Origin of the sequence: Streptomyces sp. CC53 (assembly GCF_001865245.1) — a bacterium.
GTDB lineage: Bacteria > Actinomycetota > Actinomycetes > Streptomycetales > Streptomycetaceae > Streptomyces.
This window is the reverse complement of record NZ_MKXB01000010.1, coordinates 21,021-33,796: the sequence shown is the minus strand read 5'-3', so window position 1 is coordinate 33,796 and position 12,776 is coordinate 21,021. Positions and strand designations below refer to the sequence as shown.

Annotated in this window: 9 protein-coding genes; 3 read left to right on the top strand and 6 right to left on the bottom strand. The window is 74.5% G+C overall.

Features of this window, described 5'->3' with window-relative positions:
- Positions 1–46: 46 nt before the first annotated feature.
- From BJP40_RS00845 to moeZ, 3 genes are all read left to right on the top strand, one after another.
- Entirely contained in the window at positions 47–1,021 is a 975-nt protein-coding gene (locus tag BJP40_RS00845) for an NAD-dependent epimerase/dehydratase family protein (protein ID WP_071277668.1), read from the top strand.
- Positions 1,009–1,767: a spherulation-specific family 4 protein gene (locus BJP40_RS00840; protein ID WP_071277666.1), complete on the top strand. Its 759-nt coding sequence runs from the start codon at positions 1,009–1,011 to the stop codon at positions 1,765–1,767. Before BJP40_RS00845 ends, BJP40_RS00840 begins: the two co-directional genes overlap by 13 nt.
- An 83-nt stretch (positions 1,768–1,850) precedes the next feature.
- A complete protein-coding gene (gene moeZ, locus BJP40_RS00835; protein ID WP_071268991.1) occupies positions 1,851–3,029 on the top strand; it encodes an adenylyltransferase/sulfurtransferase MoeZ in 1,179 nt (392 codons plus the stop codon).
- A 101-nt stretch (positions 3,030–3,130) separates the two neighbouring features.
- Here the strand turns inward: moeZ and BJP40_RS00830 are convergent, their stop codons facing one another.
- The 6 genes from BJP40_RS00830 to BJP40_RS00805 all read right to left on the bottom strand — a co-directional run bounded on the left by BJP40_RS00830 (position 3,131) and on the right by BJP40_RS00805 (position 12,733).
- Entirely contained in the window at positions 3,131–4,657 is a 1,527-nt protein-coding gene (locus tag BJP40_RS00830) for an alpha/beta hydrolase (protein WP_071277664.1), read from the bottom strand.
- Between the two features lie 38 nt (positions 4,658–4,695).
- Positions 4,696–6,318 carry an alpha/beta hydrolase gene (locus tag BJP40_RS00825; protein ID WP_071277662.1) on the bottom strand — a complete coding sequence of 541 codons (1,623 nt, stop codon included), beginning with the start codon at positions 6,316–6,318 and terminating at the stop codon, positions 4,696–4,698.
- 393 nt (positions 6,319–6,711) lie between these two features.
- Positions 6,712–8,709, bottom strand: coding sequence for an ABC transporter permease (locus BJP40_RS00820; protein ID WP_071277660.1), 1,998 nt, complete (start codon positions 8,707–8,709; stop codon positions 6,712–6,714).
- The gene (gene modA / locus BJP40_RS00815; RefSeq protein ID WP_226962465.1) at positions 8,706–9,503 is read right to left on the bottom strand and encodes a molybdate ABC transporter substrate-binding protein; all 798 of its coding nucleotides are present in this window, start codon (positions 9,501–9,503) and stop codon (positions 8,706–8,708) included. The genes BJP40_RS00820 and modA overlap by 4 nt, the downstream gene beginning before the upstream one ends.
- Complete coding sequence (locus BJP40_RS00810) at positions 9,487–9,882, bottom strand: molybdopterin-binding protein (protein ID WP_071277656.1); 396 nt, start codon at positions 9,880–9,882, stop codon at positions 9,487–9,489. Before BJP40_RS00810 ends, modA begins: the two co-directional genes overlap by 17 nt.
- Positions 9,883–9,976: 94 nt before the next feature.
- Positions 9,977–12,733, bottom strand: a complete 2,757-nt coding sequence (locus BJP40_RS00805) for a lysylphosphatidylglycerol synthase transmembrane domain-containing protein (RefSeq protein WP_071277654.1) — start codon at positions 12,731–12,733, stop codon at positions 9,977–9,979.
- Positions 12,734–12,776: the final 43 nt, after the last annotated feature.

The following is a 12,776-nucleotide window of genomic DNA, read 5'->3' as shown; positions in this document are numbered from 1 at the left end:
CCCAATCCCCGCACACGGCCGACCGCCGGCGCGAAGGGGGCGCGCGATGAGGGTGCTGCTGCTCGGCGCCACGGGATTCATCGGCCGCTACGTCGCCGACCGGCTGCTCGCCGACCCGGCGGTGCACCTGACCGCCCTCGGCCGCCGCGACGACTCGGACGTCCGCTTCGACCTCGCCTCCGGCAGTCCCGGGGCCCTCACCCGGTTCCTGGACGCCGTCCACCCCGGCGTCGTCATCAACTGCGCGGGCGCCACCCGCGGAGGTGCCCGCGAGCTGACCCGGCACAACACCGTCGCCGTCGCCACCGTCTGCGAGGCCCTGCGGCGCAGCCGCTGCGGCGCCCGCATGGTCCAGGTCGGCTGCGCCTCCGAGTACGGTCCCTCCCAGCCCGGCTCGTCCACGGCGGAGGACGCTGTGCCGCGCCCCGGCGGGCCGTACGGCGTGTCGAAGCTGGCCGCCACCGAGCTGGTGCTGGGCTCCGGGCTCGACGCGGTCGTCCTGCGGGTGTTCTCGCCGGTGGGTCCCGGCACCCCCGCCGGGTCGCCGCTCGGCCGGCTCGCGGAGGCGATGCGGCGTGCCATGCAGTCCGGTGACGGCGAGCTCCGGCTCGGCGGCCTCGGCGTCCAGCGGGACTTCGTGGACGTACGGGACGTGGCGCGCGCCGTGCACGCGGCCTCGCTGTCCGCCGCCCAGGGCGTGGTGAACATCGGCACGGGCCGCGCCGTCCGGCTCAGGGACGCCGCGGCCGTGCTGTCCCGCGTCGCCGGCTACACCGGGGCCCTGCACGAGCTGGACGGACCCCCGACGCGGCCGGTGATCGCCGCGCAGCGCGCCGACAGCCTCGGTGACCACGTGCAGCTCGGCGGTGGTGTGCAGGGCGCCCACCCGTATCCGGACGGCTGCGGGTCCTGGCAGCAGGCCGACGTGCGCACCGCCCGCGACCGGCTCGGCTGGCGGCCGCGGATCAGCCTGGAGGAGTCCCTGGCCGACATCTGGATGGAGGCGGCGTGCCGCATCTGACGACGGTGGGGACCGACCTGTCGGCGACCGGCGCCGAGCGGCTCGGCATCGGCATCCCCGGCTACGCGCACCCGCTGCTCGCACCGGTGGAGTGGGCCGAGCTGACCCGGCCGGGGACGCCGCTGCACTGGGCCGTCCTGAACGTGTCGGACGGCCCGGGGACGCGGCCGGACCCGCACTGCCTGGAGGTCGCGGGCCGGCTCCGGAACGCGGGTGTCCGTGTCCTGGGCCACCTCGCGCTGCGGGACGGCGACCGGCGGGAGCGGCCCTTCGGGGACGTCGTCTCCGACGCCCACCGGTACGCGGACTGGTACCGGGTGTCGGGTTACCTGCTGGACAGCTGTCCCACAGAGCGGTCAGCCCTGCCGGAGGTGCGGCGGCTCGCGGCGACCCTGGAGACCGTCCTGGACGACGCCGACGGCTGCCACCTGGTGCTGAGCCACGGCACGCACCCCGATCCCGGCTATGCGGAGATCGGGGACCAGCTCGTGACCTACTGCGGCCCGTGGACGGAGTACCGCTGGTCACAGGCGGAGCAGTGGACCGCGGACCATCCGCCCGAGCGGTTCGTGCACCTGGTGCACGGGGTGCCCCGCAGCCACCTGGAGGAGGCGGTCCGGATCGCCCGCTGGCAGGGCGCAGGGACGATCTTCTTCACCGACCGCGGGCAAAACGCCCCATTCACTGCCCTGCCCGGCTACTGGGACGAAATCGTCTCGCAGATCGGACCGGGTGTCTCGGAATGAGGAGGGGCGTGGCAGTGTTACGGGAACAGTAGTCCCCGCCCGAGCGGGGCGTCCCGTACTGACATACGACCAACGGAGTCCCCGTGTCGCTGCCACCCCTGGTCGAGCCGGCCGCCGAGCTCACCGTAGACGAGGTCCGCAGGTACTCCCGCCACCTGATCATCCCCGACGTGGGGATGGACGGGCAGAAGCGGCTGAAGAACGCCAAGGTGCTCTGTGTGGGCGCCGGCGGCCTCGGCTCGCCCGCCCTGATGTACCTGGCGGCGGCCGGTGTGGGCACGCTCGGCATCGTGGAGTTCGACGAGGTCGACGAGTCGAACCTGCAGCGCCAGATCATCCACAGCCAGTCGGACATCGGCCGCTCCAAGGCGGAGTCCGCCCGGGACTCGGTCCTCGGCATCAACCCGTACGTGAACGTGGTCCTGCACGAGGAGCGGCTCGAAGCCGACAACGTGATGGACATCTTCAGCCAGTACGACCTGATCGTCGACGGCACGGACAACTTCGCGACCCGCTACCTGGTCAACGACGCGTGCGTGCTGCTGAACAAGCCGTACGTGTGGGGCTCCATCTACCGCTTCGACGGCCAGGCGTCGGTCTTCTGGTCCGAGCACGGCCCCTGCTACCGCTGCCTCTACCCCGAGCCCCCGCCGCCGGGTATGGTCCCGTCCTGCGCCGAGGGCGGCGTGCTGGGCGTGCTCTGCGCGTCCATCGGCTCGATCCAGGTCACCGAGGCCATCAAGGTCCTCACCGGCGTCGGCGACCCGCTGGTCGGCCGCCTCATGATCTACGACGCCCTGGAGATGCAGTACCGGCAGGTCAAGGTCCGCAAGGACCCGAACTGCGCGGTCTGCGGCGAGAACCCGACCGTCACCGAGCTCATCGACTACGAGGCGTTCTGCGGCGTCGTGTCGGAGGAGGCCCAGGCGGCCGCCGCCGACTCGACGATCACTCCGAAGCAGCTCAAGGAGTGGATCGACGGCGGCGAGAAGATCGACATCATCGATGTCCGCGAGGTCAACGAGTACGAGATCGTCTCGATCCCGGGTGCCCGTCTGATCCCGAAGAACGAGTTCCTCATGGGCAGCGCTCTCCAGGACCTGCCGCAGGACAAGAAGATCGTCTTGCATTGCAAGACGGGTGTCCGCAGTGCGGAAGTGCTCGCGGTGCTGAAGTCCGCGGGCTTCGCCGACGCGGTCCACGTCGGCGGCGGCGTCATCGGCTGGGTGAACCAGATCGAGCCGCACAAGCCGGTCTACTGACCCGCAGGACGACGGTGCCGGGCCGGGACGCACACCGCGTCCCGGCCCGGCGCCGTCACGTTCCGGGCGTGCCCCCGCGCCGGGCGCGGGGGAGCGGGGAGTCAGCCCTTGCAGGTCGTGCCGTTCGACGGCACCTTGCCGCGCAGCAGGTAGTCGTCGACGACACGGGTCGCGCAGGACGCCGACCCGTAGGCGCCGTGCCCCTCACCCTCGTTGGTGACCAGGACACCTACGCCCTCGCCGAGCTCCTCCGCCATGACCCGGGCGCCCTCGTACGGGGTCGCCGAGTCGCCGGTCGTCCCCACCACCAGGATCGGGGCCGCGCCGGGGGCGCTCACCTCGACCGTCGCACGCTCGCCCTTCGCGGGCCAGTCGGCGCACCAGCCGGCCGTGTCCCAGGCCAGCGCAGGGCCGAAGACGGGCGACACCTCCGCCAGGTCCTCCACCAGCGTGCGCGCCTCGTCGAGGGTGGGGCGCTCGCTGCTGTCGGCGCAGGAGATGGCGCGCTGGGCGTGCGTGGTGGTGCCGTAGCGGCCGTCCTCGCCGCGCTCGTTGTAGCCGTCCGCGAGCGCCAGCAGCATGGACCCGTCGCCGCTCTCCGCGTCGTCCAGGCCCTGCGTCAGGTAGGGCCACATGTCCTCGGAGTACAGCGGGTAGATGATCCCCGTCACGCCGAGGCTCTGCGTCAGCTTCCGGCCGTCACCGGTGGGCAGCGGCTGCTCGTCCAGCCGCTCCAGCAGCGCCGCCACACGGGCGGTGCCCTCCTCGGGGTCCTCGCCCTGCTTCTCGAAGTAGTTGTTCAGCGCCCTCTGGAAGCCGGTCGTCTGGTGCCGGGCGTGGGCCGCCGTGTCGGCGGTCGGGTCCACCACGGCGTCCAGCACGAGCCGACCGGTGTTCTTCGGGAACAGGTGGGCGTACACGGCGCCCAGCTGCGTGCCGTACGAGAAGCCGAGGTAGTGCAGCTTGTCGTCGCCCAGCACCTGCCGGACGACGTCCATGTCCCGCGCGGTGTTCGACGTGGTCAGGTGCGGCAACAGGTCCCCCGCCGACCGGGCGCAGCCGGCCCCGAAGGAGCGGGCGTCCTGGAGGTAGGCGGCCTCCTCGGCCGCCGTGTCGGGCGTGGAGTCGACCCCGGCCAGCGCCTTCTCCTGCTCCTTGTCGCCGCGGCACTCGACGCCCGAGCTGCCGCCGACGCCGCGCGGGTCGAAGCCCACCAGGTCGTAGCGGGCGTTGAGCCCGGCGTACTCGGTCTCGTAGCCGGGCAGCACGGCGACACCCGACGCTCCGGGCCCGCCGAAGTTGAACAGGAGCGACCCGATACGGTCCTTCTTGTCCGTCGCCTCCTTGCGGATCAGCGCGATGGACATCGTCTCGCCGTCCGGGTCGGCGTAGTCGACGGGCACCTCGACGTCGGCGCAGCGCCACGCCTTGGACGGCCGCTCGCCGCCCTCGGGGGCCTCGCAGGCCCGCCAGGCCACGTCCTGGACCGCGGGCGGGCCGTCCGTGGCGGCCCCCTTGCCGTCGTTCCGGCCCGCATCCTCCGGCTGGCAGCCGGTCACGGCCCCCGTCAGGAGCGCCGCGACCGCCGCCGCGCCCGCCCGCACCCGTATGGAACGACGTCCTGCCATGCCCCGACCACCCCACGAATCCGACGAATGCGGCCATCCTAAGTCGTGGGACAGACCGTTCCGGAAGCCGGGACCTTCCCGTTCAGCAGGTAGGCGTCGACGATCCGCTTGATGCACGCGTCGCCCGAGTTGTACGCGCCGTGCCCCTCGCCGCGGTAGGTGACCTCCACTCCGACGCCCTTGCCGAGGGCGGCGGCCATCGCCGCGGCGCCCTCGTACGGTGTGGCGGGGTCGCCCGTGGTGCCGACCACGAGGATGGGCGGCGCGTCGGGGGCGCTGACCACCGGGTGCTCCCACGTGCCGGGGACCGGCCACTGGGAGCAGCCGAGCAGGCCCCACGCGAACCACTCGCCGAGCACGGGGGACGCCTCGCGGAACTGCGGCAGGTACTCCTCCACGTCCTCCCGGGTGAACCGCTGCTTGGTGTCGACGCAGTTGATGGCCGCGTTCGCCGCCTGGAGGTTGTTGTAGTGACCCGTCTCGTCGCGGCCGTTCAGGGAGTCCGACAGGGCGAGCAGCAGGGCGCCGTCACCGCCGTCGGCCTCGTCCAGGGCCTGTTCCAGGTACGGCCAGTACTCCTTGGAGTACAGCGCCTGGATGATGCCGTTCGCGGCGTGGGTCTGCGTCAGCTCGCGGGTGCCGACCCCGTCGACGGGCGTCTGGTCGAGTCGGGTCAGCAGGTTCCTGATGAACGTCTTGACCTCGTCCGGGGTGCCGCCGGGCAGCAGGCAGTCGTCCCCCCGCTCCACACAGTCCTGCACGAAGTTGTCCAGGGCGAGCTGGAAGCCCCTGGCCTGGCCGAGCGCGCCCTCCAGAGCGGTGCCGCCCGGGTCCACGACCGCGTCCAGCACGGCCCGGCCGACGGTCCGCGGGAACAGGTGCGCGTAGACGGCGCCGAGCTCCGTGCCGTACGAGATGCCGAAGTAGTACAGCTTCTCGTCGCCGAGGACCTGCCGCATGAGGTCCATGTCGCGGGCCGCGTTCTCCGTCCCGACGTGCGGCAGCAGCTCCCCGGAGTCTTCCTCGCAGGCCGCCGCGTAGTCCTCCAGCGAGTCGACCAGCGCCCGCTCCTCCGCGGGACCGTCGGGTGTGGCGTCCTGGGCGAAGAACGCGTCCAGCTCGCTGTCGTCGAAGCAGCGCACGCCCTCGCTGCGGCCCACTCCGCGGGGGTCGAAGCTGACCAGGTCGTAGCGGCTGCGCAGCGTCTCGTACTCCGGTGCGAAGGCGGGCAGCGCCGTGATGCCGGATCCGCCAGGTCCGCCGAAGTTGAACAGCAGCGAGCCGATCCGGCGCGACGTGTCGCGGGCCTTGACGCGGATGAGGCCCAGCTCGATGGTCTCGCCGTCCGGGGCGGAGTAGTCGAGCGGCGCGTCCATGAACGCGCACTCCCACGGCGTGCCGTCGGGAAGGGGACTGGGGGCCGGCTGGTTTCCCTCGGACACGGGTGAGGGGATGCACGGGCTCCAGGACAGCTCCTGCCGGGCGAGGTCGCCCGGGGAGCTCGGCGTGCCCTCCTGCGGGGCGTCACCGTCGCCGTTCCCGCCGCACCCCGCGGCGGCGAGGACGACCGCGACGGCGAGGCCGACCGCACGCCGGGGGACACGGGCGGCGCGGAGCCGCCGGGATGAGCGGCGGCGCCGGCTGGGGCGGGTGAACGGCATACGTCCATCGTCGGCGCGCGGGCCGCCCGCCGCCTGCGCGGGCGTCCATGCGGGTGGACCGGGGGCGGCAGGAGCGGCCCTCCGGGGCCGGGCGGGGTGGTCACGGCGGGGCATGCGCGGGGCTGAGGGGCCGGCCCGTCGAGTGCACCGGGTGGACGGGACCCGGCCGGTACGCCCGGCAACCGGTGCGGGTGCGGCCACGTGGCGGTGGGGGCCGGGGCACGTGGTGCCGGTCGCGCGGGGCGCGCGCCCCGCGCGGCCCCTGCCCCCGTGCTCCGGCCGTGCGACCGGCGGGCCGGGCCAGGTGGTGCCGCCGCCGGCTGCCCTCCTCCTCGCTGTCCTGCTGCCGCCGGGCAGGGAAACCCCGTCGGTGCCCGTGGGGGAGGGGAGGACTCAGAGGGGCACGACGGCGATCTCGGTCGCCTTCACGCTGACCCACACCTCCGCGCCCTCCGCCAGCCCCAGCTCCGCCACGGCCGCCGGGGTGACCTCCGCCACCACGTCCAGCCCGGGCGCCGGCGCGTCCGAGACCAGCACGCGCAGGCGCGCACCGTGCGCGGTGAGCTCCCGCACGGTGCCCCGCCAGACGTTGCGCGGGCTGCCGCCGGAGGGGCGCGCCCGGTGCAGGGACACCGCCTCGGGGGCGACCACCGCGAGCGCGGCCGCCCCCTCCGGAGGCGCCGGGTCGGCGGCGGTGACCAGCCGGCCCCCGCCGACCGGCTCCAGCCCTCCGCTCCGTACGGTGCCCGGCCAGGCGTTGCGCCCGAGCATGCGGGCCACCCAGGGGGACCGCGGATGGCGGGCCACCTCGCCGGGCTCCGCGTACTGCACGAGGCGGCCCTCCTCCAGGACCAGCACCCGGTCGGCGAGCGACACGGCCTCCACCGGGTCGTGCGTCACGATCAGGCACACCCCCGGGAAGCCGGCCAGGTGCTGCCGCAGAGTGTGCCGGACCCGCGCCCGGGTCGTCTGGTCCAACGCGGCCAGCGGCTCGTCCAGCAGCAGCAGCCGGGGCCGCGCGGCGAGCGCCCGGGCCAGGGCGACCCGCTGCGCCTGGCCGCCCGACAGCTCACCGGGCCTGCGGTGGGCGAACCGCCCGACGCCGAGCCGCTCCAGCCGCTCCCGGGCGGCGACGCGCGCGTGCCGCGGGGAGACGCCCTGCGAGCGGAGCCCGTACGCGGTGTTGGCCAGCGCCGACAGGTGCGGGAACAGCGCCCCGTCCTGCGGCACCCACGCGATGCCCCGCCGGTGCGGCGGCAGCTGCGCGAGCTCGTCGCCCCCGAGCACCACCGACGACGCGGTGGCGCGGGGGGTCAGCCCGAGCAGGGCACGCAGCAGCGTCGTCTTGCCGGCGCCGTTCGGCCCCACGACGGCGACGGTCGTCCCGGCGGGCACGTCCAGCTCCACGGTGACGGCCCCGGTGACGCGGGCGCTCAGCGGCCAGCCGCCCCCCGCCCGGTCCGCCGCGGCGCCGGCCCGGGAGGCCCGCACGGCCGCCGGCGCCGTCTCCTCGGGCCTCCCTGGGGCCGAGTACGGATCGCCGGCGCCCGGCGCCGCATCCTGCGCGTCCTCGTCGCGCACCGCCGCGGCACGCGCCCGGGGGGCCGCCGCCAGCCAGCGCCCGCGCAGCGCGACCAGCACCGCCGTGGCCACCACGAGCAGCAGGAGGGAGACCGCGACCGCGCCCTCCGGGTCGTTCTGCAGCAGCAGGTACACCTGGAGCGGAAGGGTCTGGGTGGTGCCGGGCAGGTTCCCGGCGAAGGTGATCGTCGCCCCGAACTCCCCGAGGGCCCGCGCCCAGCACAGCGCCGCCCCCGCGACGAGCCCGGGGCCGGCCATCGGCACCGTCACCGTGAAGAACGCGCGCAGCGGCGACGCGCCCAGGGACGCGGCGGTCTCCTCGTACCGCGGGTGCAGCCCCGCCAGCGCACCCTCCAGGCTGATCACGAGGAACGGCATCGACACGAACGCCGCCGCCACGACGGCCCCCGCCGTCGAGAACGGCAGCGTCACCCCGAACCAGTCCTCCAGCACCCCGCCCAGCAGCCCCCGCCGCCCCAAGCCTTGCAGCAGTGCCACACCCGCCACGGTCGGCGGCAGCACCATCGGCAGCATCACCAGCACCCGTACGAGGGCCTTGCCCGGGAAGTCCACCCGGGCCAGCACCCACGCCAGCGGCACGCCGAGCACCAGGGACAGCAGCAGTGCCCAGGCCGACACGACCAGCGAGAGACCCAGCGCCTCCCGTACGGCGGGCGCCGTCAGACGCCCGGCCAGGCTCCCCCACGGCGCGTTCGCCAGCACCCCCGCGAGGGGCACCAGCAGGAACAGCACCGCCACGGCGGCGGGCAGGGCGAGGGCCACCGGGACCCGGCGCGGGACGACGCTCACGGCGCCTCGAACCCCGCCTGCTCCAGCAGCGCCCTGGCCTGCGCCGACCGCAGCCACGCCACGAAGGCGCGGGCGCCCCGCTCGTTCTCCGCCGCGTCCAGCGCGGCCGCCGGGTAGGACGCGACGGCGTTCTGCGCGTCCGGCACGGCGACGGACGCGACCTCGCCACCGGCCGCCGCGGCGTCCGTGGCGTACACGAGCCCCGCGTCCGCCTCGCCGAGCCGCACCTTGGCCAGGACGGCCCGGACGTTCGGCTCCTCCGACACGGGCCGCACCGGGACACCCGCCCGGTCGAGGACCTGCCGGCTGTAGCGGCCGACGGGCACCTCGGGGGCGGCGAGCACCACCTTCAGGTCGCTGCGGGACAGGTCCCGCAGGCCGGCGACACCGTCCGGGTTGCCGGGAGCGGTGGCGATGACGAGCCTGTTCCGGGCGATGACCACGGGCTCCCGGGTGTCGTCCTTCAGCGAGTCCATCGTCGTGGTGTCCGCCGTGACCAGGACGTCCGCGGGCACGCCCTGGCGCACCTGCGAGGCGAGCTCCTGCGAGCCGGCGAAGGAGAACGCGACCTCGGTGCCGGGGTGCTCCTCCTCGTACGCGGCGCCGACGTCCTCGAACACGTCGGTCAGCGACGCGGCGGCCAGCACCGTCACCTTTCCGCCGTCGGCCGCGTCGCCGCCCGGCGCGGCACCGCCGCCGCACGCCGCCAGGGACAGCAGCAGCGCCCCCGCACTCACCGCACCCGCCACCCGACGGAACATCGCGACCCCCGGCATCTCAGACACGGTCGACATGGACGTTGGTCGACTTCACCCGGGCCACCGCCTCGACGCCGACCTCCAGGCCGAGCTCCTCGACGGCTTCCCGGGTGAGCAGCGACACGAGCCGGTGCGGTCCCGCCTGGATCTCCACCTGGGCGGCCACGTCGCCGAGCTTCACCGCCGTCACGATGCCCGCGAACGCGTTGCGGGCGCTCGTGTACGGCACCTCGCCCGTCTCGTCCGCCTGCTGTGCCAGCTCCACGGCGAAGGCGGCCAGGTCCGGCCCGTCGATGAGCCGCCTGCCCGTCTCGTCCCTCCGGGTCGGCAGCCTTCCGGCGTCGGCCCAGCGCCGCACGGTGTCGGCGCTGACGCCCAGGAGCCGGGCCGCCTGCTGAGTGGTGTAGGACCGCATGTGCGGCAATGTAGGCCGCTTGGGCGTGTATCTGCAAGGGAGATCGGCTCATTCACCTGGCGGGTGCGGGTGGCATGGTGGGAGTCTCCAAGGGTCAGAGCGAACCCTTCCGCGTCAGGTGGTTGAACGAGAACCAGCCCGGCAGCACCGGCAGCCACAGGGTCAGCAGCCGGTAGAGCAGCACCGCGGGGGCCGCGACCTCCTTCGGCACCCCCGCCAGCAGCAGACCGCCCAGCAGCGCGCCCTCCACCGCACCCACACCACCCGGTGTCGGCGCGGCCGAACCGATCGCGTTGCCCGCCAGGAACACCACGGCCAGACTGGCGTAGCTCAGCGGCTGCTCACCGTCCGCGAAGGCGCGGATCGACGCGTCCAGACACATCACGAACATCGCCGTGAGCAGCAGCATGCCGCCGATGCCGGTGAGGAGCTTCCCCGGCCGCTGCAGCACGTCCAGCATGCGCGGCACCACACCCGCGAACAGCGAGCGCAGCCGCGTCGACACGAACTTGCGCAGCACCGGGACCGCCGTCACCACCAGCACCAGCACCGCGATCGTGAGCAGACCCGCGATGACCGACCGGGACGGCGTCAGGTCGCCCTGCGACCGCTCCGTCCCCGTCAGGTAGCCGAACGCCAGCAGCAGCATGATGTGCGCGCCCAGCCCGAACAGCTGGGAGGCGCCGACGCTCGCCACCGCCAGGCCGGGCCGCACCCCGGACCGCTGGAGGAACCGGGTGTTCAGCGCCACACCGCCCACCGCGGCCGGAGCGACGATCTTCACGAACGAGCCCGCGACCTGCGCGGCCACCGTCCGCAGGAACGACACCCGCTCGGGGACGAAGCCCAGCAGGCTCATGGCCGCAGCCACGTACGTCAGCGCCGAGAAGAGCGCCGCCGCCGTGACCCAGCCCCATGCCGCGTCGCTGATCGTCGACAGCGGGATGCTCGCGATCTGCGACAGCAGGAAGTACGCGGCGACCGCCCCGGCGATCAGGCTGATGAGCGTGCGGGGCCTGATCCGCTCCAGGCGGACCGGCTCCACCGGTGCCTGCGGCCGGATCAGCAGCACCTGGCGGCGGATCTGCGCCAGCAGGTCCTCCTCGCGCGCCCCGTGCAGCGCGTCCTCCAGCGCCCGCTTCTCCGCCTGCTTCTCGGCCCGCTCCGCCTTGCGGTCCGCCTTGGCCTCCGCCGGTCCGCCGCCGCCCCCGGCCGCGGCCAGCCGTGCCGCCTTGGCGGCCTGCGAGGCCCGCAGCACGGCGTCCCGCTCACGCTGGGACCGCTCCCGCGCCAGCCGCCGGAGCGTCGCCCGGCTCGACCGGCTCAGGGCGATCGGCTGCAGCAGCGGGAGGCAGTCGGCGACCTTGTCCGGGCCGAGCACCTCCACGGCCGCGGCCACCGCCCGCTCCGGGCCCACGCGCAGTCCCAGCGTCGTCAGCAGCTGCGCGATGTCCATCCGCAGGACCAGGTCGCCCGCCGCGATCTCCCCGCCCCGCAGGTCCGTGATCACCACGTTGCCGGAACGATCCACCAGCAGGGCGTCGCCCGTCAGCCTGCGGTGCGCGATGCGCCGCGACTGCAGGGCCCGCACCTGCTCCCAGCAGCCCAGCACGACCCGGTCGGTGAGCTCCTCGTCCGCCAGGGCGTCCAGGGGGCGGCCCGCCCGGTGCTCGTACACCAGCATCACGGCGTCCGGCCCGAGCTCGGAGGTCGCGATCAGCTTGGGCGCGTTGGCGCCCGCCGCGATCGCCGCGTACGCCAGCAGCGCCTCCTGCTCCAGGGCCTGCCGCAGCGACTGGATGGACCGGCGGGTCGTGAAGCCGCGCAGCGTCAGGCGCCGCCACGCCCGGTAGAAGAAGCCGTGCGCCTGCTGCTCGCGGTCGACGACGGTGACGTCGAGCGGTGACCCCTCCTCCAGGGTCACGATGTAGCGGCGGCCCCGGTCGCCCTGCTCGGCGGTCTCCGGCACCCCGGCCTCGGCGCGCATCGCCGACACCGGGCGGAACCCGACGTGCCGCAGCCCCGCCAGCAGCGTCTGGCCGGTGGGGCGGACGTTGGGCGACCCGACGGTGTAGAGCGTGCCGTACGCCACCGTGACGCCGATCAGGACCGTCAGGATGATCGACAGCGGGGTCGTGTACCCGGCGACGAGCATGGTGAAGGCGTCGAGCAGCAGCACCACCCACAGGACGAAACGCCACCGCGGTCTCCTGGCCATGCCGACGGCCGACATGTAGGCGATGACCGGTGCCAGGTAGCCGTGGACCGGGTCCGTGAGTCCGCCGCCGCTCTGCGGCTGGGTGAGCGCGTCCTGGATCGCGCTGGGCGCCGCTCGCGCCACCCACAGGTCCGTGGCGAGGGTCACCCCGTGCGCGAGCACGGCGGCGAGGACGCCGTCGGCGATGCGCAGGCCGTCCCGTTTGACGAGCCGCTCGATCGCGAACGCCACCGGGACCAGCAGCACGGCGATGCTGGACACCAGGCCGGCCAGCTTGACGAACACGTCGGGCGCCTGGCCGGTGCCCTTGCTGATGTCCTGCTCCAGGCCGGACGTGGTCCCGCTCGCGAACGCCGCGATGGCCAGGACGACGGCGATGGACAGGACGCCGACGAGCAGGCGCAGCAGGTCCGAGGGGCGGTGCACGCGGGCCGCGAGCAGCGGCTCGTCGCCGGACACGCGGTCGTGGGACGACGCGCCGGACGCACGGGCCCGTCGGCCGCCGCCCGCGGCGGGTGGGCCGGAAGGCGGGTCGGCGGGTGGGCCGTGGGCGGCGGGAGCGCCGGTGGGCGCGTCGGGGGCCGCGGAGGGGGCGGTGGCCCGTTCGGGCGGTGCGTCGTGGGTGCGGGGCACCTCGGCGCCGGCGTCCGCACCAGGGGTGGCGTCGGCACCGGCG

Excerpts from the sequence above, each read along its gene's own strand:
- BJP40_RS00845 (WP_071277668.1), top strand. The coding sequence starts at position 47 with ATGAGGGTGCTGCTGCTCGGCGCCACGGGATTCATCGGCCGCTACGTC.
- BJP40_RS00810 (WP_071277656.1), bottom strand. The coding sequence starts at position 9,882 with ATGCGGTCCTACACCACTCAGCAGGCGGCCCGGCTCCTGGGCGTCAGC.
- modA (WP_226962465.1), bottom strand. The coding sequence starts at position 9,503 with ATGTCGACCGTGTCTGAGATGCCGGGGGTCGCGATGTTCCGTCGGGTG.
- BJP40_RS00830 (WP_071277664.1), bottom strand. The coding sequence starts at position 4,657 with ATGGCAGGACGTCGTTCCATACGGGTGCGGGCGGGCGCGGCGGCGGTC.
- BJP40_RS00825 (WP_071277662.1), bottom strand. The coding sequence starts at position 6,318 with ATGCCGTTCACCCGCCCCAGCCGGCGCCGCCGCTCATCCCGGCGGCTC.